Source organism: Mesorhizobium sp. RCAM 05104, assembly GCF_059683645.1.
In genome coordinates this window covers 5549027-5575218 of sequence record NZ_CM185033.1, presented here as the reverse complement: position 1 = coordinate 5575218, position 26192 = coordinate 5549027, and the positions used below count along the sequence as shown (strand labels likewise).

General features: G+C 61.2%; 21 protein-coding genes and 2 tRNA genes. 13 read left to right on the top strand and 10 right to left on the bottom strand.

Translation table 11 applies throughout. From position 1 onward, the window contains the following. Window positions 1-34: 34 nt before the first annotated feature. Both AC56QP_RS27295 and AC56QP_RS27290 read right to left on the bottom strand, forming a co-directional pair. The gene (locus tag AC56QP_RS27295) at window positions 35-1048 is read right to left on the bottom strand and encodes an ABC transporter permease (RefSeq protein ID WP_489862656.1); all 1014 of its coding nucleotides are present in this window, start codon (window positions 1046-1048) and stop codon (window positions 35-37) included. Between the two features lie 217 nt (window positions 1049-1265). Beyond that, window positions 1266-2885 carry an ABC transporter substrate-binding protein gene (locus AC56QP_RS27290; protein WP_489862657.1) on the bottom strand — a complete coding sequence of 540 codons (1620 nt, stop codon included), beginning with the start codon at window positions 2883-2885 and terminating at the stop codon, window positions 1266-1268. A gap of 320 nt (window positions 2886-3205) precedes the next feature. Here AC56QP_RS27290 and AC56QP_RS27285 point away from each other — a divergent pair, with 320 nt between their 5' ends. The 10 genes from AC56QP_RS27285 to AC56QP_RS27240 all read left to right on the top strand — a co-directional run bounded on the left by AC56QP_RS27285 (window position 3206) and on the right by AC56QP_RS27240 (window position 14362). Next, a complete protein-coding gene (locus AC56QP_RS27285) occupies window positions 3206-3418 on the top strand; it encodes a hypothetical protein (protein WP_489862658.1) in 213 nt (70 codons plus the stop codon). A 666-nt stretch (window positions 3419-4084) separates the two neighbouring features. Continuing rightward, entirely contained in the window at window positions 4085-4903 is an 819-nt protein-coding gene (locus AC56QP_RS27280) for a glucose 1-dehydrogenase (protein ID WP_489862659.1), read from the top strand. 22 nt (window positions 4904-4925) lie between these two features. Next, on the top strand, window positions 4926-5993 hold the full coding sequence (locus AC56QP_RS27275; RefSeq protein WP_489862660.1) for a zinc-binding dehydrogenase: 1068 nt from the start codon (window positions 4926-4928) through the stop codon (window positions 5991-5993). 7 nt (window positions 5994-6000) lie between these two features. Then, window positions 6001-7014 carry a Gfo/Idh/MocA family protein gene (locus AC56QP_RS27270; protein ID WP_489862661.1) on the top strand — a complete coding sequence of 338 codons (1014 nt, stop codon included), beginning with the start codon at window positions 6001-6003 and terminating at the stop codon, window positions 7012-7014. Window positions 7015-7023: 9 nt separating this feature from the next. Then, entirely contained in the window at window positions 7024-8010 is a 987-nt protein-coding gene (locus AC56QP_RS27265) for a zinc-dependent alcohol dehydrogenase (protein WP_489862662.1), read from the top strand. Further along, window positions 8010-9071, top strand: a complete 1062-nt coding sequence (locus tag AC56QP_RS27260; protein WP_489862663.1) for an SDR family oxidoreductase — start codon at window positions 8010-8012, stop codon at window positions 9069-9071. Before AC56QP_RS27265 ends, AC56QP_RS27260 begins: the two co-directional genes overlap by 1 nt. A 98-nt stretch (window positions 9072-9169) precedes the next feature. Then, on the top strand, window positions 9170-10117 hold the full coding sequence (locus tag AC56QP_RS27255; RefSeq protein ID WP_497100978.1) for an ABC transporter permease: 948 nt from the start codon (window positions 9170-9172) through the stop codon (window positions 10115-10117). Continuing rightward, on the top strand, window positions 10114-11181 hold the full coding sequence (locus AC56QP_RS27250; protein WP_489862665.1) for a substrate-binding domain-containing protein: 1068 nt from the start codon (window positions 10114-10116) through the stop codon (window positions 11179-11181). Before AC56QP_RS27255 ends, AC56QP_RS27250 begins: the two co-directional genes overlap by 4 nt. A 69-nt stretch (window positions 11182-11250) precedes the next feature. Continuing rightward, window positions 11251-13761, top strand: coding sequence for an ATP-binding cassette domain-containing protein (locus tag AC56QP_RS27245; protein WP_497100979.1), 2511 nt, complete (start codon window positions 11251-11253; stop codon window positions 13759-13761). 76 nt (window positions 13762-13837) lie between these two features. Beyond that, the gene (locus tag AC56QP_RS27240) at window positions 13838-14362 is read left to right on the top strand and encodes a VOC family protein (RefSeq protein ID WP_489862668.1); all 525 of its coding nucleotides are present in this window, start codon (window positions 13838-13840) and stop codon (window positions 14360-14362) included. 336 nt (window positions 14363-14698) lie between these two features. On the opposite strand, the gene AC56QP_RS27235 is transcribed toward AC56QP_RS27240, so the two are convergent. Next, window positions 14699-15568, bottom strand: a complete 870-nt coding sequence (locus tag AC56QP_RS27235; protein WP_489862669.1) for an NAD(P)-dependent oxidoreductase — start codon at window positions 15566-15568, stop codon at window positions 14699-14701. A 143-nt stretch (window positions 15569-15711) separates the two neighbouring features. Between AC56QP_RS27235 and AC56QP_RS27230 the strand changes: the two genes are divergently transcribed. Together AC56QP_RS27230 and AC56QP_RS27225 are read left to right on the top strand one after the other, a co-directional pair. Beyond that, window positions 15712-16032: a putative quinol monooxygenase gene (locus tag AC56QP_RS27230; RefSeq protein ID WP_489862670.1), complete on the top strand. Its 321-nt coding sequence runs from the start codon at window positions 15712-15714 to the stop codon at window positions 16030-16032. Between the two features lie 133 nt (window positions 16033-16165). Beyond that, window positions 16166-17869 (top strand): extracellular solute-binding protein, encoded by a 1704-nt coding sequence (locus AC56QP_RS27225; protein WP_497100980.1) that lies wholly within the window; start codon window positions 16166-16168, stop codon window positions 17867-17869. Window positions 17870-17872: 3 nt separating this feature from the next. On the opposite strand, the gene AC56QP_RS27220 is transcribed toward AC56QP_RS27225, so the two are convergent. The 5 genes from AC56QP_RS27220 to AC56QP_RS27200 all read right to left on the bottom strand — a co-directional run bounded on the left by AC56QP_RS27220 (window position 17873) and on the right by AC56QP_RS27200 (window position 23588). Further along, window positions 17873-18997, bottom strand: coding sequence for a CobW family GTP-binding protein (locus AC56QP_RS27220; protein WP_489862672.1), 1125 nt, complete (start codon window positions 18995-18997; stop codon window positions 17873-17875). 24 nt (window positions 18998-19021) lie between these two features. Further along, window positions 19022-20275, bottom strand: coding sequence for a M24 family metallopeptidase (locus tag AC56QP_RS27215; protein WP_489862673.1), 1254 nt, complete (start codon window positions 20273-20275; stop codon window positions 19022-19024). A gap of 64 nt (window positions 20276-20339) precedes the next feature. Then, window positions 20340-21662: a dihydrolipoamide acetyltransferase family protein gene (locus AC56QP_RS27210; protein WP_489862674.1), complete on the bottom strand. Its 1323-nt coding sequence runs from the start codon at window positions 21660-21662 to the stop codon at window positions 20340-20342. A 1-nt stretch (window position 21663) separates the two neighbouring features. Then, window positions 21664-22647 carry an alpha-ketoacid dehydrogenase subunit beta gene (locus tag AC56QP_RS27205; protein ID WP_489862675.1) on the bottom strand — a complete coding sequence of 328 codons (984 nt, stop codon included), beginning with the start codon at window positions 22645-22647 and terminating at the stop codon, window positions 21664-21666. Further along, window positions 22635-23588: a thiamine pyrophosphate-dependent dehydrogenase E1 component subunit alpha gene (locus AC56QP_RS27200; protein WP_497103703.1), complete on the bottom strand. Its 954-nt coding sequence runs from the start codon at window positions 23586-23588 to the stop codon at window positions 22635-22637. The genes AC56QP_RS27205 and AC56QP_RS27200 overlap by 13 nt, the downstream gene beginning before the upstream one ends. Window positions 23589-23868: 280 nt before the next feature. On the opposite strand from AC56QP_RS27200, the gene AC56QP_RS27195 reads away from it, so the two are divergent. Continuing rightward, window positions 23869-24924 (top strand): ketopantoate reductase family protein, encoded by a 1056-nt coding sequence (locus AC56QP_RS27195; protein ID WP_489862677.1) that lies wholly within the window; start codon window positions 23869-23871, stop codon window positions 24922-24924. Window positions 24925-25756: 832 nt separating this feature from the next. On the opposite strand, the gene AC56QP_RS27190 is transcribed toward AC56QP_RS27195, so the two are convergent. Both AC56QP_RS27190 and AC56QP_RS27185 read right to left on the bottom strand, forming a co-directional pair. Next, window positions 25757-25829 (bottom strand) — tRNA-Thr (locus tag AC56QP_RS27190). A gap of 242 nt (window positions 25830-26071) precedes the next feature. Beyond that, a tRNA-Ile gene (locus AC56QP_RS27185) sits at window positions 26072-26147 on the bottom strand. Window positions 26148-26192: the final 45 nt, after the last annotated feature.

Here is a 26192-nt window from a genome sequence, read left to right as displayed (position 1 = left end):
GTCTGTGACTGGACCGTTGCCATGGCTACCCTCATCAGTTCAACCGGACGCGCGGATTGGCGAAGACGTAGGCGATGTCGGTCAGCAGGTTGGTGATCAGGAACATCACGCCGCCGACGATGGTGACGCCGATGATGGCCGGAAAATCCAGCGACCGCGCCGCGATCACCGCATAGCTGCCGATCCCGGGCCATCCGAAGACCGCCTCGGTCAGCACCGCTCCGGTAATCAGGTAGGCGAAGGTGTAGCCCAGCACCGTGAGAACCGGCACCAGTATGTTGCGCAACGCATGTCGGAACACGACGCGCATTTCGCCGGCGCCCTTGGCGCGTGCCGTCAGGATGAATTCACGCTCCATGATTTCCAGCATGTTGGCGCGCACGATCCTGGAAATGGACCCGGCCACGGTCCAGCCGAGAACCAGCGAGGGCAGAATAAGGTGCAGCAACGCGTCCTTGAACGCCGCCAAATTACCGGCCAGCAGCGTGTCGATCACCATGAAACCCGTAACGCTGACCGGCGGGGCCAGGCGCGGATCGAGACGCCCTGGCCCCGGCAACAGCTGGTAGTGGACGGAGAACACGAAGAGAAGCGCAAGGCCTAGCCAGAATATCGGTATCGAGGACCCAAAGAGCGAGAACAGCCGGGCAACCTGGTCGATCACGGAGCCCCGGTAATAAGCCGCGAGCAGGCCGAGCAGTATCCCGGTCGCGCTGCCAATCGCCATCGCAGCGATGACCAGCTCAAGCGTGGCCGGCAGCCGCGCCGCGATGTCTCTCGACACCGGGCGGCGCGTGACAAAGGATGTCCCCATGTCGCCGGTCACAAGATTGGCGACGTAGATCACGTAGCGTTCCGGCAGGCTGCGGTCGAGCCCCCAGCGCGCCTTGGCCGCCGCCACGATCTCGGGATTGTTCATCTGCCTCTCGCTGACGATCGCCGTCAGCGGATCGCCTTTGGTGATCGTTGTCAGCAGAAACGCCAGGGTGACAATACCGAGCAGGATAAAGGGCATCGCAACGGCCCGCCTCAGGATGTAATTAAGCATTGGCCTCTCGTTCGTCACACCTCGTATAGAGGCGCGATCATCTCTTGGGCTGACAGCGTGGCCGCACTTGATCCGGCGATGGCCATCATTTCAGCACGTCCCCGATAGTCGGCGATCGGATCATCCAACGCGTAGATTGTTGAATGTTCGTCAGGCTTGGCGTTGGCGGCCCGGAACCTGAAAGTCCGTGGCCGCCCTTTGCACTTCCGGCCGCGGATCAATCGTCCAGGGATACTTCGTAGAGCGGCAGGATGCAGATTGCAGAGTTCCGCATGCCGTGGACCTTGCTGCTATAGGTAAGCAGCAGGTTGGGGCTGATGATCGGGATGACGACGTTGGCGTTCTTGATGTTCTCGCCGATCTTGTACCAGATCTTCTCGGCTTCCTCCGGCTTGGATTTCAGAGCCTCGGCCATCAGCGTCAGATTTTCCGGGATCAGGTAGGACGGATCACGCTCCGCGCCACCACGCTTGAACCAAAGCGTCCCCTCGGCCAGCCCGAACGTCTGCACGAACTGCGAGGTGCCGTAGAAGTCCGGCGAGTAGTAACCCACCGTGAAGGGAATATGGTCAGTGCTGATCTTTTCCCGCCACGCCGACATCTCGACCGGTTTCAGATCGAGCGTGACGTTGATCTTTGCAAGATCCTGCTGGATTTTCTGCATCATGATCGAGAGGTCTACGCCGTAGACGTTCAGCTTGGGAAAGGTCGCGCTGAGCGTAAATCCATCGCCCTTTCCGGCCTTGACGAGAAGCTCCTTTGCCTTGTCGGGATTGTATTCAGGGATCGCGTGGCCGTCGGCCCCCGGGAAGTGGAGCGGGAACGGGACCGAGATCAGTTCACCGTTCCCCTCGCCTACCGTGAACTCCCTCAGCGACTTCCGGTCGATCGCGATCGAAATCGCTTCACGAATCTCGGGCGTCATCGGGAACGGATTCTCCACGGCGCCAGGGGCCATGGCGGCATAGATGAAGTTGAACGAGGGCACGGACTCGACCTTGAGGGCCGGCGACGTCAGGGTCTTGGCGGTCTCGGCGTCGACCTGCATGGCGATGTCTATTTGGCCGCTTTGCAACAGCTGCGCCTGCGCGACGGAGTCGGCGACCTGCCGCATCACGACTTCGTCGACCTTGGCCGGTTCGCGCCAGTAGTTTTCATTGCGCTTGAGCCTGAGTTCCGCCCCCGGCTCATAGGATTCGAGCACGAACGGGCCGGATCCTGCCGAGTGCGACATAAACCATCCTTCGCTCGGGTCCGATTGCGCCGTTTCCGGGCCCGCGATCGCCTTGCCTTGTGTCTCCGCGACGTCGCTGTTGATGATGCCGAAGAAGGTCGCGGAGATGATGTTGAGGAATTCCGAGTTCGGCCCCTTGGTCTTCACGACGACCGTCGCCTCATCGGGTGCCTCGATCGTATCGATGGTGTCGGCGAATGCGCTGCCGTTTGACTTGATGTTCTTGAGCCGCTCCCACGACCATTTGACATCCTTGGCTTCGACCTTCGAGCCATCCGAGAAGGTCGCCTTCGGGTTGAGCTTGAAGGTGAAGGTGGTCAGGTCGTCGCTCGCCTGCCAGCTCTCGGCGATGACCGGGACGAACTTGTTGTTGGCGTCCAGCGTGAGCAGCCCTTCGTAGACGGCCTCATTGTAGATGACGCAGGACTCGCACCAGGAGCGGTGAATATCCAGCGAGTTCACGTCCATATCCCGCGCGATGACGAGCGTCTTGGCCGAGGCCGTGTCGACGGCGAGCGCTAATGCAATCAACGTCGTCGCCGCGAACAGGCTTTTCCAGCGCCGGCCGTGCCGAGAAAAGTAACCCGATCTTCCCATTGACATAACAATTTCCCTTGTTCGTTTAAACTCAGGCCGTGCACGTTCCGCCAATCGGACATATGCCCTTGTGTAGCGAGGCAAGTGTAATTGATTGCGGGGGTACAAAGCGGGACGTTCATGACCGGCTTGTGATGGTGGCGATTGCCCCCACCAGACCGATGAATGATGTCAAGCAAGGGTCATGCCAACATCAGACCTGTTAATCTGACGGTGACACCGAGACCTGCGCATCAGATCAGTCTCGATTTCTCGCAAACGCGACGGTTGTCTCAATTTGCGATACCGACTGGGCGATCATACCGGTGGGCCGCTGGTTGCGGGCCATGATCCTGCGCTCGATACAAACCGGTCGGCGTCGTACTCGCGAGACCGTGCGTCGGCAATTGGCTCTATCCACCGCAACTGCGCCTTCGCAAGCCAGATCACATTACTCGCTCGTGCCGCGCTCCGCATTGGTCTATCCGGAGATGGTCGAAATCCTGCACCATGGCGTCGAATGGATCGAGCGCCGGATCACCGTCCATCTGCACCGTTAGCCCGTTTGGAGTGTCGTCGGGCGTAAAATTATGATCGGCCGCCGGATCAGCATCAAAAGCTGACTTGGTCACATGCTCGATTTGTCGCCGACTTCATCCCAGCCATAGTCTGGAATGGGGCCGCAAGCCGACAGACAGCTTCTGGCATCAGCATGCGATTAGCGGATGTTCAAGGCGGCACAGGGCCATTGAGAGCGTCCGGCACATTCTGAGGCAGCGCGGGGTCGCCCCGGACTCCCTGACTCCCAAGCATCGCCTCCAACGCCTACTTGGGGTGCGCATGTCACGAAGAATACGACGCGGTCGACTTTCCTAAGCATCTGACGTTCCGGGCGGAGATAGTGAGCCGCTACCTGAAGAAGGAGCCGCTGAACGAAGATTTCGCCGAACCCGCGCGGATGCTCCTTGGCGAAAAGACGAATGCCTGACTGGGGGCCGCTAGCCGCACCAAGACCTGCCATGGCCTTCCCATAGCCGTTCGATCGCCTTCCTTACCGCGGTGGTTGAGACGGCAGATGGCGGCCCCCCCTCTCCTCCTGAATTCTCAAATTGAGAAAAATAGGACAGGATGAACATACCCTAGTAGCTAGGATCGTGGCTGTGGGCTTGAGAGGAGCTTGTCCCGCAAGTTCTTGTTGTAGAAGCGAATAACGCGTCCACACAACAATGAACGAAGCAGAATTTACCGTGATCAGGGAGGACGCGGTGTCGGGCTCAGTAACCGGAAAATCGATCATCGTTACCGGCGCGGGCCGTGGAATTGGCGCGGAGATCGCTCGTGACCTCGCCCGCAATGGCGCCATGGTCTGTGTCGCCGACGTCAATATCGATGCCGCGAGGGAAGTCGCGAGCGGCATTGGCGGCTCGGCCATGGCGGCGAAGGTGGATGTTACCGACAGGGCAGGTACGCGGGAGCTGATCGCGACCACGGTCAAGTCCTTCGGACGGCTCGACGTGATGTTCAACAATGCCGGCATCAGCCAGACCTGTCCCTTCATGGATGTGACCGAGGACGACTGGCATCGCATCATGGACGTGAACGCCCTGGGCGTGCTGATCGGCACACAAGAGGCTGCCCGTCAGATGAAGGCCCAGGGAACCGGAGGCAAGATCATCAACACGGCATCAATCGCCGCAAAGCAGGGCTATCCCCTGTTCGCGCATTATTGCGCCTCGAAATTCGCTGTCGTCGCGGTAACCCAGGCTGCCGCGCGGGCGTTGGCTGGTGACCGGATCACGGTAAACGCGTTCGCGCCCGGTGTCGTCCGCACCGAACTCTGGGAACAGTTGGACCGAGAGTTCATGGAGCGCGGGCTGACCGACAAGCCGGACCAGGCAATCAACGAATTCAGCCAATCGATCCTGATCGGCCGCTATTCGAGGCCGCAGGACATCACGGGTGTGACAACACTCCTAGCATCGACCGGGTCGGACTACCTGACCGGGCAGACCCTTATGGTCGATGGTGGAATGGTACTGACATGAACTTGTCTCAGAGGTGCATTTGATGAAAGCAGTCAGATTTCACGCAGCAAAGGATATCCGTGTCGAAGACGTGCCCGCGCCTTCGCAGAAGCTCGGCGCCAATGATGTGCTGATCAGGCCGCTGGTGACCGGCATCTGTGGCACCGATCTGCACGAATACATCGCCGGCCCGATCGTGACGCCGCAAACGCCGCACGTCTATACAGGCGCGACCAATCCTCAGATTCTCGGCCATGAGTTCAGCGCCATCGTTGCAGACAGGGGATCGGCCGTCTCCAACGTCAAGGTTGGCGATCGGGTATCGATCCAGCCGTTGATCTCCCCGCGCAATGACTATTACGGCCGCAGGGGCCTCTATCATCTCAGCGAGCAGATGGGTTGCGTCGGGCTGAGCTGGGCCTGGGGCGGTATGGCGGAGTACGCTGTGGTCAACGACTACAATGTGGCCGGGGTCCCCAACAGCGTCAGTGACGTGCAAGCGGCCATGATCGAGCCGGCTGCCGTCGCCGTTTATGCCGTCGATCGCGGCGGCGTTACCTCGGGCTCGACGGTGCTGATTTCCGGCCTTGGCCCTATCGGGGCTCTGACGTTGCTCGCCGCACGTGCAGCGGGTGCCGCGGTCATCTTCGTAAGCGAGCCAAATGCCTATCGCCGCAACCTCGCAAAACAGCTTGTGCCGGATGCGATCTGTCTCGATCCCACAAAGGAAGACGTGCCAGCCTTCATCCGCGAGCACACGGAAGAAGGCGTCGGCGTCGATGTCGCGATCGAATGCGTCGGCCTCGAGGCCAGCCTCAACTGCTGCGCCGCCTCGGTCCGCCGTCAAGGCAAGGTGGTGCAGACCGGCCTCCACATGAAGCCGGCCTCGATCAACGCAATGCTCTGGGCGCTCAAGGACATCACGGTGGAGGCGACATGGTGCTACCCGGTGCAGTCCTGGCCGCGCATCATCCGCATGGTCGAAGCGGGGCTGCTACCGGTCGAGAAGATCTGCACCGCGGAGATCTCAGCCGACGACGTCGTGGCTAAGGGTTTCGAGGCGCTGTTCGACAAGTCCGTCAACCACATGAAGATTCTCGTGACGATATGAGATCAAAATGACCAGCAAGAAATCGCCTGTAAAAGTCGCAATGATCGGCCTCGGCTGGTGGGGCAGGAAGATGACCGGCGTCCTCCAGAAGGCGTCGGACGAGATCGAGATCGTCTGCGCCGCCGAGCCCACGGCCGCCGGCGCCGAGTTCGCCACGGCGAACGGATTGGTCTGCTATCCCAGCGACAGAGAAGCGCTGACCCACCCTGGCGTCGAAGCGGTCATTCTGGCCACGCCGCATTCGCTACATGCCGAACAGATCGAGCGCGCGGTCGCCGCGGGCAAGCATGTGTTCTGTGAAAAACCGCTGAGCCATACCCGAAAGGGAGCAGAGGCCGCGGTCAATGCCTGTCGCTCAAGGAACCTGGTCCTGGGAATGGGCCACGAGCGTCGCTGGGAACCGCCGGTGGCAAGGATGGTCGATGCCGCCCGCTCGGGCAAGCTCGGGCGCCTGTTGCAGGTCGAAGCCAATTTCAGCCATGACAAGTTCCTGGCCCTCAGCGCGGACAACTGGCGCCTCAATGCCGCCGAGGCACCAGTCGCCGGCATGACGGCAACCGGCATTCACCTCACCGATCTCTCAGCCGCGCTGTTCGGCCCGGCGAGGGATGTTCGCGTGTCCTGCGAGAATCTCGGCTCCGCGTTTCCCCAGGGAGACACGATGAGCGCCCATATCCGGTTCAAGTCCGGCGGCACGGCCTATATCTCCGCCACGCTCGTGACACCGTTCGTCTCCCGCTTCGCTTTGTTCGGGTCCAAGGGTTGGATCGACATCCGCGACAAGGCGCATGTCGAGTCGCCCGCGGGCTGGGTGGTGACCTCGGCGGAAACCGGCTCGCCAATCACCGTGACGGAAGTGCCGCCATCTGAACCTGTGCGTGACAACCTGGTGGCCTTTGCCCGTGCCGTGCGCGGCGAGGCGCCATATCCGATCACCGGCGAAGAACTGGTCAACAATATAGCAATCCTCGAAGCCATCATCGCCTCGGCAGCGCAGGATGGCGCGGTCGTCACACTCTAGGAGCGGACCATGAAAGCGCTTGTCTTTGAAAAGCCGAATCAACCGGCTGTCGTCGATGTTGCGATGCCCACCATTGACGACACCGAGGTCATGGTTCGCACGCGCACCGTCGGCATCTGCCATTCCGACTACGAGCTTCTGGCCGGGCGATACATCATTCCCATCTCCTATCCGGTGACGCCGGGGCATGAATGGTGCGGCGAGATCGTGGAAGTCGGCAAGGCCGTCAAGAACTTCCGCGTCGGGGACCGCGTTGTCGGCGAATGCGTGGTTCGAACGCCGGAGCGCCTGCATCATTTCGGCTTCTCCATGGACGGCGCCGACCGGCAGTATTTCAACGTCAATCCGGACTGGTTGCACAAGCTGCCTGACAGCGTTGACGACAACCGCGGCGCTCTCATCGAGCCCTTCACCTGCGGGTTCTACGCCGTGCTCCGCTCGGGTAGCACCAATGCCAGCGAAACCGTCGTGGTCTCGGGCGGCGGCACGATCGGCCTCGTGTCGGCGGCGGCGGCCATCGGCATGGGCGCAAACGTCTTCGTGGTCGATCCAATCCAGACCCGGCGCGACATCGCGCTGAAGCTTGGCGCCTCGGAGGCGCTCGACCCATCCGGCGCGGCGGAGCGGATCATGGAGATCACGCAAGGGCGTGGCGCTGATCTGGTGATCGAAGCTGCCGGCCATGGCGCTTCACTTGCGGCAGCCTTCGAATACGCCGGCCAGGACGGACGCATGTCGATGGTCGGCATCAATATCGGCCAGAAGATTTCGGCCAATCTCGGTCTCATCCAGATGAAGAACCTCACGGTCCGCGGCTGCATCGGCTCGCCCGGCGTATGGCCCGCCGCCATCCGCTTCCTCGAGCGGACCGGCATCGACCTGTCGCCCATCCAGACCCACCATTTCAAGCTCACCGAGGCGGTCGAAGCCTTCCAGCTCGGTCTGAATCCGCAGGCCTGTATCAAGGTGACGCTCAATACGGAGGGACTGAACTGATGGCTCGCCACGCACTCATCGCCGGTGTTTCCGGCATTATCGGCCGCCATCTCGCCGAGCACCTGACGGCGACGCCGGGTTGGATCGTGACCGGGATTTCCCGCCACAAGCACGACCTGCCCGAGCGCGTCAATCACATCGCCGTCGACCTGACCGACGGCGAGGCGACAAAGCGCGCACTGGCCGCTGTGAAGGTCACGGATGTCTTCATCACGACCTGGCTCCGGCAGGACACCGAGGCCGAGAATTGCCGCGTCAACGCCGGCATGGTGCGTAACCTGCTGAAGGCTGTCGAGGGTAAGCCCGTCGGCCATGCCGCGCTGGTCACCGGAGCCAAACATTACATGGGTCCGTTCGAAGCTTATGCGAAAACGAAGCCCGTCACACCCTTCCGCGAGGAACAGCCGCGCCTTCCCTACCAAAACTTCTACTACGACCAGGAAGACGAACTCTTTGCCGCATCGGAGCGCCAGGGGTTCAGCTGGTCAGTGCATCGCCCTCATACCCTGATCGGCTACACGGTCGGCAACCAGATGAACATGGCGGCGACCCTCGGCGCCTACGCGGCCATCTGCAAGGAAACCGGTCGCCCCTTCGTCTTCCCAGGCTCGCCACAGCAATATGAAGCGGCGGTCGACATCACTGACGGTCGGATCATTGCCAAGCAGCTGCACTGGGCAGCGACCGAACCGGTAGCGGGCAACAATGCCTTCAACATCGTCAATGGCGAAGTCTTCCGCTGGAGCTGGCTGTGGCCGAAGCTCGGCGCGCACCTCGGCGTGCCAGCCGCGGATTATCCGGGCCATGCTCAGCCGCTCGAGCAGCAGATGGCGGGTATGGAGCCTGTCTGGGACAAGATCGTCGCCAAGCATCGGCTCCAGAAGAACCCGCTCAGTACCGTCGCATCGTGGTGGCACAGCGATGCCGATCTCGGTCGGATCATCGAGAACTTTAACGACATGACCAAGAGCCGCGACATGGGCTTCACGGCCTACCAGAACTCGGTGCGCTCCTTCACCGACGCCTTCGACAGGTTCCGAGCCGCCAAAGTGCTGCCCTGACGCTTAAACGAGAGCGCACCGAGATGAACGCGAGTCCGATGACGCCAGATGCATTTCCCCGACCGGCCGCGATTGCCATGCCCGTAGCGCGGAGCTTCGTGACCGTTGTTATCTCCACACTCTTCTTGCTCGTCGTGTGCGCGATCTTTGCGCCGTCCAGCGTATCCTGGGGGGCGCTCTCGGGAAGCCTCCCTTTCGCGGCAATCATCGCCATCGTTGGGCTTGGCCAGTTACTGGTTGTGCAACAGGGGGGCTTTGATCTGTCGCTGCCGGGCGCGGTCTCGCTCGCCGTGGTCGTCGCAACGCATTATCCGCAGCAGAATGATGCGCTGCTCTCCCAGGCTGTCCTGCTGGCCATCGCCCTCGCGCTCGCCGCGGGTTTCCTGAACGGAGTGCTCGTCAGCTTCTTTCGGCTCAACGCGATCATCGCCACCATCGGCACCAATGCCCTGCTTTATGGCGCGGTCTTCGCTGTGTCCGGCGGCGTCCCGTCGATCACCACAAACCTTCTCGCCGACATCGCGGGCGGCGAAATCCTCGAAATCCCGAACTCGGTATTCTTCGCTCTCGCCGCGATGGCCTTCGTCTCCTTCATGCTCAAAAAGACCGTCATCGGGCGGAGGTTCGAGGCAATCGGCGCCAATCCCCTGGCCGGGCGGGCCGCAGGCCTGCGCGTGCGCATCCACCGGATGATGGCCTATGTCTATGCGCAGCTTCTTTACTGCATGGCTGGAGTCCTGATCGCCGGCATCACTCGCGAGCCGACGGCCTTCCAGGGAGACAGCCTGTTGCTGCCGTCTGTCGCGGTGGTCGTCCTCGGGGGCACTTCTCTGCTCGGCGGGCGCGGCTACCCGATCTCGACGGTGGTCTCAGCCTTTTTTCTGAACCAATTGAGCCAATTCGCACTGACAGTCGGTGTGCCGTTTTCGGCTCAAACCATCATCCAGGCCTTGGCCTTGGGTTTTGGCATCGGTGTTTACTCGATCCGCTGGACGGTAAACGTGAGGAAATCGACTGAAACGAAAAATGTGGAGGAAAACAAATGAAGTACTCTTCTGTCGCAAAAGGCCTGGCCTTCTCCTTAGCCGCAACGGTCATGGCATTCGGCGCCACCAACATCGCCCGGGCCGAAGTCCCATCCTGGTGCGGCCCCAAGAAGGCGACGCTTGCGCTGCTCGACGGTTATGGCGGCAACAGCTGGCGTCAGGTGACGACGGCGTCGGGCAAGCAGACAGTCGAACTTTGCCCCAACATCACCAAATACGAATATGCAGACGGACAAGGTGACACCCAGAAGTCGATCTCGGACATCAAGAGCATGGCGGCCAAAGGCATCGACGCGCTGGTCGTGTTCGGCGACGCCGGCCCGGCCGTCCTTCCCGCGATCACCAGCGTCTTCAAGGCAGGCAAGGTCATCGTGCCCTATCGCGTCAACGTGGGCGGCAAGGAGGGTACGAACTATTCGAAGTTCATCGGCTCATCCTTTGTCGATGACGGAGAGAGCTGGGGCAAGTGGATCAAGAGCATACTGCCCAAAGGTGGAAATCTCCTGTTCCTTTCCGGCCCGGCCGGCAACAGTCAGGGCCTCGACGAACTCAAGGGGATGAAGAACGTCCTTGGTCCGGAATATGTCTTCGTCAATCAGGCGCCGTTCGCGGTGACCAACTGGGATCCGGCACTCACGCAAAAGGTGCTTACGGCGGAAATCGCCAAGAATGCGAAGATCGATGTCATCGTTTCCGACTTCGGTCCCTCGCTCGTCGGCGCGTTACCGCTCTTCAACAAGCAGGGCAAGTCGATCCCGGCCCTGGCGACTTCGGACGGCAATTCGCTTGGATGCTTCTGGAATGAAAACCAGGCGACCAATCCGGATTTCAAGCTGTTCACTGTCGCAACCGGCAACGACAATGTCCGGCTCGCCGTGCAATGGGCCGTGGCGCTCGCCACGAAGGGCGTGCCGCCAAAGGACGAAGTCTTCAAGGCGCCGGCCTTTGAGAACTCGGTGACCGGTCAGCCAAAGGCGGTGCAGTGCCGCAAGGATCTGCCGGGCGCTATCTATCTGTCGTCTGAACTGCCGGCCGAGGATCAGGCCAAGGCTGTTGGCAACTGAACGATAGCATTTGACGAACGCCCGGAGGGAGACCTCCGGGCAAATCTTCGCGAGGACGGACCATAGGGTATGGCGGAATCAAGCGTTATCGCAATTGATGCCGATGAGCAGGCGCACAGCGAGGTGGCCATTCGTCTGGCTGGCATCCATAAGTATTTCTCGGGCGTTCCGGCACTGCGTGAGGTCAGCGTTGAATTTCGCGCCGGCGAGGTACACGCCATATTGGGGGAGAATGGCGCAGGCAAATCGACGCTGATGAACATCATCTCGGGCACGCTTCTTCCCAGCCAGGGGGAGATCAGGTTCGAGGGCCGGGTGATCCAGCAAATGACGCCCGAGGTGGCGGCATCTCTGGGCATCGGCACCTGCTTCCAACATCCCGCCATTATTGAAGATCTCTCAGTTCTGGAAAATCTCCGCGTGGCGCTGCCCGTTTCGCTTTTTTCGGGAAAGTCACCGCATGAGGTCGCCAAGCGGATGCTGGATAGCGTCGAATTGGAGGTGCCGCTGCATATGCGCGCAGAGGGTCTCACAGTCGCCCAGAAGCATCTGCTGGAAATCGCCAAAGCGCTCGCGCTTAAACCCAAGGTTCTTATTCTGGACGAGCCCACCGCCTCCTTGGATCAGGAAGCGACGGACATGCTGTTCGACCGTATTCGCAAAGTCGTGAAAACAGGCACGTCGGTCATCTACATCACCCATCGTCTGGCTGAGATACGCCAGATCGCCGATCGCGTCACCGTCCTGCGTGACGGGCGCGTGCGCGGCGCGGCGCGGGTGGACGACATCAGTGACTCCGATCTCGTGCGCCTCATTGTGGGTCGCACGCTCGAGTCGGCTTTTCCACCGAAGTCGCAGTGCGCCAGCCAGGAAATAGCGTTCTCGGTCACCGGCTTAAACGGACAGGGTCTGCGCAATATCAGCTTCAGCCTGCCGCGCGGCGAGATCATTGGCGTCGCCGGGGTTGCCGGCAATGGCCAGTCGGAGCTCATGCGCGTGCTGGCGGGCCTGCAAACGGCCGGAGGCGCCATAGCTCTGCATGGTCGCAAGATCACGCAAACTGAACTGCTGGACCAGGCAGCCTTCATGCCTTCCGACAGGCATATCGAAGGTGTTGCAAGCGGACTGACTGTGCGAGAGAACGCGACATTTTCGGCGCTGGAGAAATTCGCGGTCGGCGGCATCGTCAGCAGAAAGAAGGAGTTCGAACGGGTCAAGTCCATCTTCGGCGAATTGGCCGTCAAGACGCCGAGCATGGAAGCGCCCATCCTGTCGCTTTCGGGCGGCAACCAGCAGAAGGTCGTGATGTCCCGCGCGCTTCTGTCGGAGCCCGGCCTTATCATCGCGGACGAGCCGACGCAGGGCGTCGATGTAGGCGCTCGCTTTGAGATATACCGGATTCTGCGGGACGTCTCGAATTCGGGCAAACCCGTCGTCGTCAACTCGTCAGACGCCGTCGAGTTGGAGGGCCTCTGCGACAGAGTTATCGTGATGTCGCGCGGTCATGTCGTCGAGACCCTGACAGGCGATGACGTCGTTGAAGAACGGATCGTCGCCGCAGCGGTCAGGGCGGAAACCCATGGCGGCGAAGGCGTCTCGAGTGCCCTTGCCCCTCGAGGAAGCGGGCTTCGGCACTTTTTGCAGTCTGACAACGCCCCGGCCGTGCCGCTTGCTCTCGTCACCGCCCTGCTGGGGTTTTATGTCTACAGTCAGAACGATAACTTCTTTTCGATCTATAACATCTACAACATCTTCCTGCTGGCGACCGCGCTCGGCTTCATTGCGCTGGGGCAGACTGTTGCCCTCCTGATGGGCGGTATCGACCTCTCCGTTGGGCCGCTCGCCGGCTTTCTTGTCGTCGTGGCTTCCTTCTTCATCAACGACGACAAGTCGGCTCTGATGATCGTCGCGGGATTCCTGTTGATCTTCGCAAGCGCCTTCATCGCAGGCGCCGTGAACGGGATCTTGATACGCTACGCGAACTTCACGCCTATCGCGGCGACCCTGGCCATGTATATCGCCATACAAGGCTTCAGTTTCTTGCTGCGCGACAATCCGGACGGCTATATCAACAATGCGGTCACGGACTGGATCAACTGGCAATGGGGGCCGTTTCCAGTGGCATTCCTGGTGCTCGTGGTGACAGCGCTCGGTGCCGAGCATGTCCTGCGGCGCACCAGGGCCGGATGGCGCCTCAGGGCCGTAGGCTCCGATGAGGATTCCGCCCGTAGGATGGGCACGCGCGTCGACGTCACCTTCATCACCGGATACATCGCCTGTTCCCTGCTGACCGCGCTCGGAGCAATCATGCTGATGACGCAGATCGGTGTCGGCGATCCGCGCCAGGGCGTGAACTATACTTTATCGAGCATTACGGCTGTGGTCCTTGGGGGTACGAGCCTTACCGGCGGGCGCGGCACCTTCATCGGCACGGTTCTTGGCGCGGTTCTGATCACCGAGGTGCTCAATGCCGTCACCTTCCTCGGCCTGACGCAGACATACCAGTATCTGTTCCAGGGCATCCTAATCGTCGTAGCCGCTCTGATCTATTCGGCCGCGCAGAAGCGCGCGACGCATTGAGGGCGCGGCCGCCGACAGACGAGCTCAAGGCGTCAACGCCTTCATGCTCGAAGTTGCAAGACATGAGGAGGACCACATGGCCGAAAAAGTGAAGGGCATGCACCATATCGGGATCACTGTACCGGACATTGAGGATGGCATCGCCTTCTTCAAGGCCGTCTTCGGTGCGATCGAGGTCTTCCGGACGGGCGCATTTGACGTCGACGAGAACTTCATGAAGAACAAGTTGGGCGCCTCGGCACAATCGCGCATTCGCGATCTCGTGTTCCTGCGCTGCGGCGAGGGGACCAGCGTCGAGCTCTTCGAATACGAAGGTGAGGATAAAAAGAAACCTCCGCGGCGTTCCTCGGAAGTCGGTGGCATGCATCTCTGTTTCGAAGTTGACGATGTCTTCGCCTCGGCGGAACGGCTTCGCGCACAGGGTGTCGAGTTGCTGGAGGGCCCCAATAGGGTCGAAAACGGTCCGCTTGCCGGTTTCGACTGGATCTATTTGCGCACGCCCTGGGGGCAGATGCTTGAGATCGCCAGCTTCGACAAGCTCGGCTACGAGAAGAGTTCGCCGCACCGTCTGTGGCGCGCAAATGATCGCGCGCGGACCTGATTGGCCATGAACGCTCGCAGCGTACCGCTTCATTGGTTCCTGCCACCGGCACCTCGACCCCGTATGGGGGTGGATAGACCCGGTCGACTACACGTTGCACGAACGGCGCGATGACCCGTTTGGGACGGCGATAGCCGGGTATTGGCCCGGTGTCGCGGCATGCGAGCTTCATCCGGCCTTCTGCGGCATCCGGCAAAAGATTGTCGGGCAAGGCGTGGACCGGAGGGTCGTAAACGCTTGGCATGCCGGGGCATAGTTCAGCACTTCGGCGTTGGGGGCCCCTGCCCGTCCTCGCTTACGATCGCAGAACGTGTCGCGCGCCTGGTCGATCCTGCTTTAGCTCTTTGACGCCCCGGAAAGACAGAAAAAGTCCTTTTCCCCAAGCCCGTCTGCGTAGGCCTGCTCAAAGCGCTGCCGGACGATTGCATTGAGCGGGACGGGGACATGATCGGCGCGGGCAGCGCCGAGCACGAGATCGAGGTCCTTCACCATCTGGCTTACCGAAAACGCCGCCGGATATTCACCTTTGTTGAGGGCATCTTTCTTGTAACCCAGTAGCGGTGTGGCAATCGCGCTTTGCGTCATGACTTCGAGCATGTCGGATCGGCGCAGTCCGCCTGCTTCGCCGATCGCCAGCGCCTCCGCCACGAGGGCAGAGTTGGCGGCCAGGATGGAATTGATGGCAAGCTTCAGATATCGAGCCTGCTCCTCAGGACCAACATAGAACTGCTTGGCACAGAAAGCGGACAGGATCGGCTGCATCTCGTCGAAGGCAGACCGGGGGCCAGACGCCATGGCGGTAAGCTGGCCCGAGGCGGCATGCATCGTGGAACCTGAAATGGGCGCCCGGATATATCGCGCCCCCGTCGGCGTCAGTTTGCGGGCGACTTCGACAGAGGCCGCCGGCGACACCGTGGAAATATCGACGAAGACATGGACGGGGCGGAGTGCCGCGAGAAAAGCGTCAGTCATCAAACCGAGCAGGGCGGCATCATCGGGAACTGCCGAGACTATGACATCGGAGGCGGCAAGGGCCTCAAGGCCGCGGCAGATCGCAAATCGCTGCGCCTCGGCCTTGGCGGCGCTCGCCTCATTTCGCGCGAGCACGGTTACCTGGATACCGGCCGCATTCAGGCGCCGGCAGATCGGCAGGCCCATTTTCCCGAGGCCAATCCATCCCACCGCTCGGAATGCGCTCGTCGCCATGGCTCCGCCACCTCCAGTTCCATGCTGGTGTTAGACCAGCACTGTCACGGTTAAGTCGCGAAAGTTTCTCACTTTGAGAATCATTTGTCAGTGTGCCGGGGGGCACGACCCTAGGATGCCAAGGTCGAAGAAGGGAGGCTTTGATGATCGGGGTGCTCACGTTCCTTCGGTCCCGGCCCGATAGGCTCGCCCAAACGATCGATGCATTGCAGAACCTGATCGCTCCAAGTCGCGACAGCCCTGGATGCTTGGCCATGTACCTTCACGCCGACCCCAGGGATGCGTGTCGCCTGATGATCTACGAGCACTGGTTGAGCAAGACCGATTTTGATGTCAACGGTGCCCTTCCGCAGTCTCAATGGTTCTGGCAGAACCGGAATGACTTCCTGCAGGAAGAAATAGATATCCAGTTCTTCGATCTGGTCGCCGGCGCGCGGCAGGGAAGTGCCGCCGCCGGACAATAGCCGCCTCGGCGCATTCGAGTGATTTCCTCCCAAGTCGCGCCCAGCGGGACACTGGGGACGGTGAGGCGCCCGCGAGCCTTGATTATCTGTATGAAGGCGACAACATGACGATCCGGTTGGGAGGCCGGAGCAAATGACCGAGTACGAACTGTTGCGGATCATCAGCTTTCTCGAGCGGATGCGCAAACCCTATGATCAGCTCCTCCCCATCGCTGAACCGGACCAGAACTGGAACATGGTGATCTTCCTCATGCGGAGCTATCTTCGGGGCCAGACGGTGAGCATGTCGTCGCTCGCCCAGTCGTCCGAGGTTCCCTTCGCGAGCGCCATGCGGCGCATCCACCGGTTGATCGAACTCGGTGAGGTCGAGAAGCAGGAAAAAGGGCCGGATTCAAAGACCTTCTATGTCGTTCCCAGCAGCCGGATGATCGAGAACTTCACCGAATACGCCCGCAAGGTCAAAGCCCTGCTGGCCGAAACCTTCGGACTGAAATCCGGAAACGGCGATGAGGAGGACTACTACTTCGGCGGCTCCTATCTGGCGGGCCAGATCATTCCACCCCTCGAGATCATGGCAAGCAGCCAGGACACCGGGCAAGATCTGAAATTTCTGCTTCACGACGACAACTACTTCGCCTCGATGCGGGACATGTGGTCGGACTTCCGCGCGAAACTTTCCTCGCGGAAGAACTTCACGCTTCTGCCACTACCCCAGCTCCAGGAGGAAGTGTTCGAGAACGCCCGCAGAAAGCACAGCAAGTACGACGTCATCGCCGTCAACATGCCCTGGCTCGGCGAGGCGGTGAAGCGAAATGTTTGCCAGCCCCTGAACCAGTTCCTTGATAAAAGCGGGATCAACCCCCTCGACTTCCATCCCAACATCTGGGCGAGCGGGTCATGGGACAAGATTCAGTACGGCGTTCCGATCTATTGCACGGTAGAGACACTCGCCATCCGCAGGGACCTGCTGGAAGCCTACAAGCTGCAACCCCCAACAAGTTTCGACCGTGTCATCGAAGTCGGAAAGCAGTTGCACCAGCCGCACCGCGGCCTGTACGGCGTGGTGTGGAACGCCGCTCGCGGCATGCCCATCTCCCATTCCTTCATGTTTTTCATGGCCTGTTGCGGCGGCGCCGTGATCAATCTGCCAACGTCGCGGCTCTTCATGGACTATTCCCGGCTTTCGGGAGAGCAGATGCGACCCCGCCTCGACAGCGACGCCGGCCGCAAGACACTCGATTTCATGCATCGGCTGCTGTCGATCTCGCCACCCGACATCCTCGACATCGACTGGAACAAGGGGCTCGAATATTTCATGACGGGCCATTCCGCCATGGCTTACACGTGGACCATGCGCGCGGCGCGCTTCGAATACGACATTCGCTCGGTGGTGAAGCGCAAGGTCGATTATCTCGCCCATCCCCATGGGCCGGGGGGGACAAGCGTCAGCCCGATCGGCGGTTTCGTGCTGATGATTCCGCAGTCGCTGCCGCCAGAGCGCGCCAAGCTCGCATTCGAGGCAATTTCCTGGATGGCCTCGCCGTCGGCGATGAAGGAATATGTCAAGAACGGCTTCCCGGTGGCGCCACGCTTCTCGGTCAGCGCGGATCCGGAGGCCGCCGCCTCGACGCCGATCGTGCGCTTCGTCGACCGTCTGGCGAAGAAGAACAAGCTGCAGAACTGGCAGCGGCCGCCCATCCCCGAATACCACCAAGTCGAGGAAATCCTCGGCACCGAGATCTACGCGGCCCTGACCGGAGACGTTACCGACCAGGAGGCGCTGGAGCGCTCGCAGAACCGCATCGACAAGGTCATGCGCGAGGCCGGCTATTACTGATGATCAGGAGCCCTGCCGCGCGACCTTTGCCTTCTCGCGTGCCTTGAAGGTGCGCGCGCTCATGCGGTCGAGCAGTTCGATGGCGTCGCGAAGACTGTCGTGGGGAATGCCGTGCGTGATGAAGACGACGCGCGTGCGCTCATCGTCATCGGGCCAGCGGTCGAGCCACGTCATTGTGTGAAGCAGGTGCTGAGCGCCCTGGATGACCGCAGGACGGCCTGGCTCCCCGGCAACGTTGACGAGGCCTTTCACACGCAACAGGCCCGGTCCGAGATTCTGCGAAATGCCGTCCAGCAGGAACTGCAATTCGGCGCGCGACACCGGCTCGTCCCGGATCAGGACAAAGGATTCGATCTCCTTGGCGGCGAGATGATTGGGGCTGTGATGATGGTGCGCGCAATGGTCGTCGCAGACATGGTGGTCAATTGCGGTCGCCTGGTAGCGAGAGAGTGACAACCATGGCCGGGGGTCGTCTCTCGGGTCGGCCGCGTCGAAACCCTTCGTTGTCAGCAGGGCCGCAATGTCTGCCGTCGCGGAGACTATCGGCCTGATGTCGGCCGCCGGATTAAGGCGTGCGAGTTCGCTCGCGAGGCGCTCCTCGGTGCCTGGCTCGGCGAGATCGAGCTTGGTGATCCGGATCTGGTCGGCGAGGGCGACCTGCCGGACCGCCTCATCGTGGTTCCGGCTCGTTTCTTCCCAGTTGACCGCGTCCACGAGCGTGACAACGCTTGCCACGCGATAGAGTCCGTCCAGCGTCGGCTCGGACAGGAAGGCTTGCAACACGGGACCCGGCTCTGCCAGGCCCGAGGTCTCGATGACCACGTTGTCGAAAGCGGAGATACGCCCCGCAATGCGGGACTGGTAGAGCTCGTTAAGGGTCGACACGAGGTCGCTGCGCACGGTGCAGCAGAGACAGCCGTTTTCGAGGACAATGACGGCGTCGTTCGAATTGGCGACGAGCAAATGGTCAAGGCCCACCTCGCCGAACTCGTTGACCACCACGACGGTATTGCGCAATTGCGGGGCTTTCAGCGCGGCATTGATCATCGTCGTCTTGCCGCTCCCAAGAAAGCCCGTGACGAGCGTCACGGGCAATCGGGCATGGGTCCGGCCGCCGGCAGCTTCCATCTCACGGTCTCCACTGGGGGCGCATCAGAACACCTCGCAGCCCGGCAGGCCGCAGGAGATCAGTCGATCGGAGGGGAAATTCGTGATGATCTCGCATCCGTCTTTTGTGACGACGACCTCCTCTTCGATGCGCGCGGCACCCGAGCCATCCTCGGCGCCCTTCCAGGTTTCGAGCGCGAAGACCATGCCTTCCTGAAGCGGGGTGTTCTGGCCGCGGAAGCGCTTGGAGAAGATCGGCCGCTCCCACAGCGAGAGGCCGACGCCGTGGCCATATTGCAGCAGGAAGGCCTCTTCCTCGTCGCGATAGCCGAACTCGTGCGCGTCGGGCCAGACGGCTGCCACCTCGTCGGGCGTGATGCCCGGCCTGATCATGTCGATGGAGGCGCTAATCCATTTCGAAGCGGTCTCGTAGGCATCGATCTGGTGCCGGTTCGGCTCGCCGCAGATGAAGGTGCGATAATAGCAGGTGCGGTAGCCGTTGAACGAATGCATGATGTCGAGGAACACCATGTCGCCGGGCTGTATCATGCGGTCAGAGAAGGTGTGGGAATGCGGGCGCCCGCGTCGGCCGGACACCGAGTTCACGCATTCGACACGCTCCGATCCCATCCGGAACAGACGGTCGTTGGCGATGGCGACAAGTTCGTTTTCCTTCGTGCCCGGCCGAATGGCGCGAGCGATGTCAACGTAGGTGGCGTCGACCATGGCGGCAGCCATTTTCAGGAGTTCGATCTCGTCACCGGTCTTGATCTCGCGCGCGTCGAGCAGGGCCTGCTGGCCGTCGACGATTTCGATGCCCTCGGCTTCGAGCGCGCGGATCATGCCCAGTTCCATGATGTCGATGCCGAGCGGCTCTTTGTCGATGCCGTAATGCACCAGCGCCTTTTTGATCTGGCGGGCGAAATCGCGCGCGACGTTCATGCCAGGTGGTATGGCGCCCTGCATCGTGGTGATCGGCGCGGCGACGTTGTCGGCTATCCACGGCGACGCGATTCGTTTGGCGGGAGGCGCGGGATCCCAAAGGAAGGGCGAGCCCTCGACCGGGCACAGCGCGTATCGGAAGAACTTATCGCGGGCCCATTCTCCAATATGGGTCGCGGTGACGTAGCGGATATTGTCGAAGTTAAAGCAGAGCACGCCGCCGAGCCCGGCGAACCTGATTGAAGTCTGGGCCCGTTTCAGGCGCTCCTTGGACAATCGGTGGTAATCTATACCCTGCTCCCAATCCTTGGCCTGGGTTCCATAGGCTGCTGTCGAATATGGACTGTTGTATTTCAAGGCGATTTCCTCCGATTTTCCTGCAGGCGGGGATCGCGAACGGCGCAATCCCTGTCATGTCACGTCAGGCGAATTCCTGTTCCCAGTTTCGTTTCTCGAGCACCGACTTCAGCCGCGACAGGAAGGCGGCTGAATAAGCTCCGTCGAAGGCACGGTGGTCAAAGCTCTGACCGATCATTCCGAGCATTCGGGGAGCGATGAAGTCGCCGGCGGCTGTCGAAATCACTGCCGGCCGCAGACGGATCGCGTCGGTCGATAGGATGGCGACTTGCGGCGCGTTGATGATGGGCGCGGTGAACTGCGTTCCGAACGCGCCGTTGTTGGTGATCGAGTACGTGCCGCCAGCCAAGTCGTCGGCGCCGAGCTTGCCGGCGCGCGCCTTCTCCACCAGACGGCCGATGCCCTTGGCTAGACCGGGAACGGTCAGTTCGTCCGCATTCCGCAGAACCGGCACGATGAGGCCCTTGTGGTCGAGATCGACGGCAATCCCGATGTTGACGTCCGCACAACGGACGAGGCTGGCACCGTCTGTCCTGGCATTTATGTCGGGATGTTCGCGTAGCGCGATGGAGACCGCCCTGGCAATGAACGGCAGGAACGTCAGCGCTAGGCCGGACTCGGCCTTGAAGGCGTCCTTGCGCATCTTGCGCACGATATCGATGGCGGTGAAATCGACCTCAAGCGCCTGGAACACATGCGGGATGGTGCGCCAACTTTCGGCCAGCCGGTCCGCCGTCTTTTTTCTAATGCTGGAGAAGGCCACGACCGTGTCGCGAGGCCCGATTGGCAGGCTTGCCGAAGTGATAGACGCAAGAACGGCGGGTCCCGCCTGCGGCGCCGACGGCGGGGGAGCGGCGCCGGCTTGCGAATGCGTAGCGCTATAGGCGTGGACATCCTTGACCGTGATCCGGTCGAGCCCCTTCTTCCTTGCGTCAGCGACGAGGCCCTTCAGATCTATCCCCTGTTCGGCGACCAGCCGGCGCGCCAAGGGGGTGAGGCGAATGCCATCCTGCATGGCCTTACCGAACAAACCCCGCGAGGTGCGGACCTCTTCGAAAACAGAAAGACCCCGTGCGGCTTTCGGGCCCACCTTGGCTTTGTCGGCAACCGGGTTTTCAACGTCGGGCGCGGCCGCGGACGAGCCCGTCGCGGCGCTGCCCAGAACGGCCACCACGGCGCCTACCGCTGCTGTCGCGCCATCGACGACACGGATCTCCATGATCGTACCAGCCTCGATGGCCTCGACATCGATGGTCACCTTGTCCGTCTCGACCTCGAACAGTCGGTCGCCGGCTTTCACGGTATCGCCGACCTTCTTGAACCAGCTGACAATCCTGCCTTCGGCGACGGTCTCGCCGAGTTGCGGCATGACGACATTGGCGCCCATCTCAGTCCCCGTTCATGACGCGGCTGACGCGCTCGACGATCCGATCAGCCGTTGGAAGGGCAATGTCTTCGAGATGGTCGGCGGCAGGCAGCGGAATGTGCGGAGTGGTGATCCGGACGCAGGGTCCGTCGAGATCCCAGAACACCTCGTCCGCCACGATGGAGACGATCTCGGCGCCCCAGCCGCACAGGCGGGGGTTCTCTTCGACGGTGAACAATCTTCCGGTCTTGACCACCGAAGCGAGGATCGCCTGGGTGTCGAGCGGCACCAGGCAGCGCACGTCGATCACCTCGGCATCGATCCCGTGGTCCCTGGAAAGCCGGTCGGCCGCTTCCAACGCCCGAGGCACCATCATGGCCAGCGCAACAATCGTGCAGTCCTTGCCGGCGCGCAGGATCTTCGCCGTGCCGAGCGTGTCGACGATTTCCCCGTCCGGCACCTCGCCCTTCACGGCATAGAGCGCCTTATGCTCGTGGAAGATCACTGGATTGTTGTCACGCACCGCAGCCGCCATCAGGCCGATCACATCGATCGGCGAGGACGGTGCCACGACCTTGAGGCCCGGGATCATCATCGACCAGTTCTCGATGGACTGCGAGTGCTGCGCGCCGAAGCGAACGCCCCCTCCGTTGCCGGTGCGCACCACGAGCGGCACGGACAGCTGGCCGTTGGTCATGTAGCGCGTCTTTGGAAATTCGTTGGCTACATAGTCGAAGCACACGGCCATGAACTCCGAAAACATGATCTCGGCGATCGGGCGCAGACCGGTCATGGCCGCCCCCATCGCCGCGCCGAGAATGGCCTGTTCCGATATCGGCGTGTCGCGGACCCGACGCGGGCCGAATTCCTCCAGAAGACCGACAGTGGCCTTGAACACGCCGCCGGCCTTGGCGACATCCTCGCCGAGGAACACCACGCGCTCGTCACGACGCATTTCCTGGGCGATGGCACGCGCGACCGCGTCGCGATAGGTCAGTTCCGCCATGCCCAGCCTCCATCGTCGTAAACATCGGCAGTCAGGAGCGCCTCTGGCGCTGGCGGCGAAGCCTTGCAGGCGGCCGTGGCTTCGTCGACTTTCTCTCGGCTCCGCTCCTCGATCCGGGCAATTTCTTCCGGGGCGATACCGAAATCGAGGAGGCGCTGGCGGTAGATCTTGACGGGGTCGCGCTCGAGCCAGCGATCCAGTTCGCCCTCCGGCCTGTACTTGGCGGGATCGGCTCGGGAATGACCGGAATGCCGATAGGTCAGGCATTCAATGAGGGAAGGCCCGTCCCCTACCCGGGCCTTTTCCAGGGCCGCGATCGCCGTGCGGTAGACGACGTCGGCATCATTGCCGTCGATGACAATCCGCTCCAGTCCATAGGCCGCCGCACGATCCGCGGCGGGATGCGCAACCGCCGTTACATCGGCGATCGGTGTGTATTCCATGTACAGATTGTTCTCGCAGACGAAGACGACCGGGAGCTTCCAGACGGCCGCGAAATTGAGCGCCTCGTGGAAAGCGCCGATGTTGGTCGTCCCGTCGCCGAAGAAGCAGACGGAAACATCTCCGTCGCCGAGATACTGCGCCCTCCAGGCCGAACCGCACGCGATTGGCAGATGCGCACCGATGATGGCGTACGAGCCCATCACACCATGTTCGACCGAGGTCAGATGCATCGATCCGCCCTTGCCCCGCATCAGGCCGATGTCACGCAGCATCAGCTCACCGAGCATCTTCTCCATGCCCACGCCGCGCGCCAGCGTGTGCGCATGGCCACGGTAGGTGCAGAAGGACTTGTCGCCCGGCTGCATCGCGGTCCCAAAGGCCGCCGCGATCGCTTCCTGGCCGAGTGACAGGTGGCTGGTGCCTTTGACGAGATTCTGCAGGAAGAGGTCGTGGGCCCGCTTTTCGCAGTCCCTGATCTCGACTTGAAGCCGAAACATTTCAAGGCGCGTTTCGACGCCGATATCGTCATTTGGCAACGCTCCGCCCTGCCGAGGGCCAGCTCTTGAATCTTTCATTGTTTAACCGGTTCCTCCCGCGCCTCTCCTCAAGGGCGACCTTGTCAGACGTGGAATTTGCCAGACAAAGCCGAGGCTTCAGTTCTGCAATTTTCCCAATTTGAGAATCTTCCGTCGAGCATCCGCAGAGCGCTGGGGCCAGCGTGGCTGTTCTGATCTCCGTCACGGCGGAGGGTCGAAATGGACAATGGAGGAGGCATTCATGACCTGGGAGCGTGGCCCACGCATCGCTTTTTTGGGAACGGGCGCCCAGGGCGCGTCGATAGGCGCCGATTTCGCCCTCGCCGGCCTCGACGTGACATTCATCGAGCAGTGGCCTGAGCATGTGGACGCGATCCGCGCACATGGCATCACGGTCAACCTACCTACCAGAACGATCAACGCAAGAGTCCCGGTGCTGCATCTCTGCCAAGTCGCCGAGGTCAAGGAGCCGTTCGACCTGGTGTTCCTCATCGTCAAAGCCTACGACACCAAGTGGGCCACCCAATTGATCTCGTCCTGTCTCGCACCCGATGGCCTCATCGTTGGGCTCCAGAATGGCATGACGCACGAGGACATCGCCGGAATCGTAGGCCGGGAGCGAACCGTAGGCGCCGTCATCGAGATCGCCTCCAACATGTTCACTCCCGGAATCACCAACCGGCAAAACGACCATGATACCTCCTGGTTCGCCCTCGGCGCCCTCGATCCGATCACCCAGGCTCGCGTGGAAGTGGTTGCCGAGCTGCTCCGAAATTCCGGAAGGGTAGAGGTCACCGAGGACATCCATTCCGCCAAGTGGATGAAACTGGTGGTGAATGCCGCCGAGCTAATCCCTTCGGCGATCGTCAACCTGCCGCTAGCCGACGCCGCACGGGCGCCGGGCATGCTCGAAGTCATGCGGGCAGCGGGTTATGAGGCTATGAACGCCGCGCTGGCCGACGGTGCCAAGATCGTCCCGATCATCGGCATGCCGCCCATGACCCAGAACCACCCCGAGCGCTATGTCGACCGAATCTTCGAAGAGGTGCTCACTACCTTTTCCAAACCGGACACGCTGACCACGTCGCTGCAGGATTGGCGAAAGGGCCGCCGCGCCGAGGTTCAGGAAGTGAACGGCTGGGTGGCTGACATTCTCAAGAGCCACGGACGGGAAGCTCCGGTCAATAAGCGCGTTGTAGAACTAGCACTCGACATCGAGAAAGGCAGACTTGATGCGAAGCCTGAGAATGCCAAGCTTCTCATTGAGGCTTCTCAGGCCGTGGCGGACTGGCGGTAAATGCGCCGCCGCCGGGCGAGGATGCGCCGTCTTCTGTGGCTACCACTGGACGGACGATGTGCCCCAGTGCCTAGCTATCCTGACGATTCCATGAGGCTTCGCACAACCAAGGACCTCCTGGCATCGGCGTCGCCAATCCCTGAGGACGTAGTCCCCCAAGCTGACCGTCGCCGACCCTCTGAGGTGTCTTGCCAATGCGCGGCACAGCGGCCGAACGCAGAGGGAGTTCTGTTGGCTATGCCGGATCACGCCGGGCATATCATGTAATTGTAGCACCAATGTCACACCGGCGGCAGCGGCGCCCCACGCGATTGAGCCGCAGGGCGGCAGTTCCAGCCTTGTGCTGTTGTTAAGGGGTCAACGAGATGTTGATCGCGATATAAATAATGAGAATAATAATGAACAACACGATGGCCAAACCGCCAGCGGGCCGGCGGAAGCAAGATATCATCCGAGAATGCAAACCATGGCCGGTATTTGTGGTCATGCCTGCTTCATTACCATGCCTTGCGCCGCTAGCGCCAAGCGGTGACTGACGGCCCCGTGGAGAAAATTCTGTGGTGGTTGCCAAATTATTACGCGGTCCGCTTTGTCGATAATAGCCAGAAGAATCAAGAAACAAAAGATCTCCCAGTGCGAACGCTAACCTCAGGTGCTTTCAAAACAAAGGGCTAAGGCTATTACCCGACATCCACCCGATGACCGGCTTGTCCCTTGTGATCGCCAGAAGCGGACAGGCCGTTGTCCCACCCCATCTCGGTCATCCCGCATTTGTGAGTTCACGACCTAGGCAACCGCGACCTCAGCCGCTGCAGCAGCATTGTCCGCTTTTGGCCGCCTGAAGGACTCGAACCTCCGACCAATAGTTTACAAAACTACTGCTCTACCATCTGAGCTAAGGCGGCACATTTACCCGTGCGTATCCCCCTAAAACCCGGCTTTGAAAAACATCGCGGCTTTCCAACGCGTTAGCTGATTGATCCGGCGAATTACAAAACCGATGGTTGATGAAGTCTGCGAGCCGTTTTTGGAACGCGATTAACAAACAGCAGGGAAGGACCCGCAACCGAACCGAGGCGCCGGCGGCCCACAATGGGCCCAGAACGTTTTGGGCCGATCCGAATTTTGGCAACAAAATCAATGGTTATGGTGGGCCCGGAGGGACTCGAACCCCCAACCAAGCGGTTATGAGCCGCCGGCTCTAACCATTGAGCTACAGGCCCCACGCGGGCTGGATTAATGTTTTTCGCATCGCGGCACAAGGCTTT

Bases quoted from the DNA above. Each gene is read 5' to 3' on its own strand.
- AC56QP_RS27295 (WP_489862656.1), bottom strand. From the start codon at position 1,048: ATGCTTAATTACATCCTGAGGCGGGCCGTTGCGATGCCCTTTATCCTG.
- AC56QP_RS27290 (WP_489862657.1), bottom strand. From the start codon at position 2,885: ATGTCAATGGGAAGATCGGGTTACTTTTCTCGGCACGGCCGGCGCTGG.
- AC56QP_RS27285 (WP_489862658.1), top strand. From the start codon at position 3,206: ATGATCCTGCGCTCGATACAAACCGGTCGGCGTCGTACTCGCGAGACC.
- AC56QP_RS27280 (WP_489862659.1), top strand. From the start codon at position 4,085: ATGAACGAAGCAGAATTTACCGTGATCAGGGAGGACGCGGTGTCGGGC.
- AC56QP_RS27275 (WP_489862660.1), top strand. From the start codon at position 4,926: ATGAAAGCAGTCAGATTTCACGCAGCAAAGGATATCCGTGTCGAAGAC.
- AC56QP_RS27270 (WP_489862661.1), top strand. From the start codon at position 6,001: ATGACCAGCAAGAAATCGCCTGTAAAAGTCGCAATGATCGGCCTCGGC.
- AC56QP_RS27265 (WP_489862662.1), top strand. From the start codon at position 7,024: ATGAAAGCGCTTGTCTTTGAAAAGCCGAATCAACCGGCTGTCGTCGAT.
- AC56QP_RS27260 (WP_489862663.1), top strand. From the start codon at position 8,010: ATGGCTCGCCACGCACTCATCGCCGGTGTTTCCGGCATTATCGGCCGC.
- AC56QP_RS27250 (WP_489862665.1), top strand. From the start codon at position 10,114: ATGAAGTACTCTTCTGTCGCAAAAGGCCTGGCCTTCTCCTTAGCCGCA.
- AC56QP_RS27245 (WP_497100979.1), top strand. From the start codon at position 11,251: ATGGCGGAATCAAGCGTTATCGCAATTGATGCCGATGAGCAGGCGCAC.
- AC56QP_RS27240 (WP_489862668.1), top strand. From the start codon at position 13,838: ATGGCCGAAAAAGTGAAGGGCATGCACCATATCGGGATCACTGTACCG.
- AC56QP_RS27235 (WP_489862669.1), bottom strand. From the start codon at position 15,568: ATGGCGACGAGCGCATTCCGAGCGGTGGGATGGATTGGCCTCGGGAAA.
- AC56QP_RS27230 (WP_489862670.1), top strand. From the start codon at position 15,712: ATGATCGGGGTGCTCACGTTCCTTCGGTCCCGGCCCGATAGGCTCGCC.
- AC56QP_RS27225 (WP_497100980.1), top strand. From the start codon at position 16,166: ATGACCGAGTACGAACTGTTGCGGATCATCAGCTTTCTCGAGCGGATG.
- AC56QP_RS27220 (WP_489862672.1), bottom strand. From the start codon at position 18,997: ATGGAAGCTGCCGGCGGCCGGACCCATGCCCGATTGCCCGTGACGCTC.
- AC56QP_RS27210 (WP_489862674.1), bottom strand. From the start codon at position 21,662: ATGGGCGCCAATGTCGTCATGCCGCAACTCGGCGAGACCGTCGCCGAA.
- AC56QP_RS27205 (WP_489862675.1), bottom strand. From the start codon at position 22,647: ATGGCGGAACTGACCTATCGCGACGCGGTCGCGCGTGCCATCGCCCAG.
- AC56QP_RS27200 (WP_497103703.1), bottom strand. From the start codon at position 23,588: ATGTTTCGGCTTCAAGTCGAGATCAGGGACTGCGAAAAGCGGGCCCAC.
- AC56QP_RS27195 (WP_489862677.1), top strand. From the start codon at position 23,869: ATGACCTGGGAGCGTGGCCCACGCATCGCTTTTTTGGGAACGGGCGCC.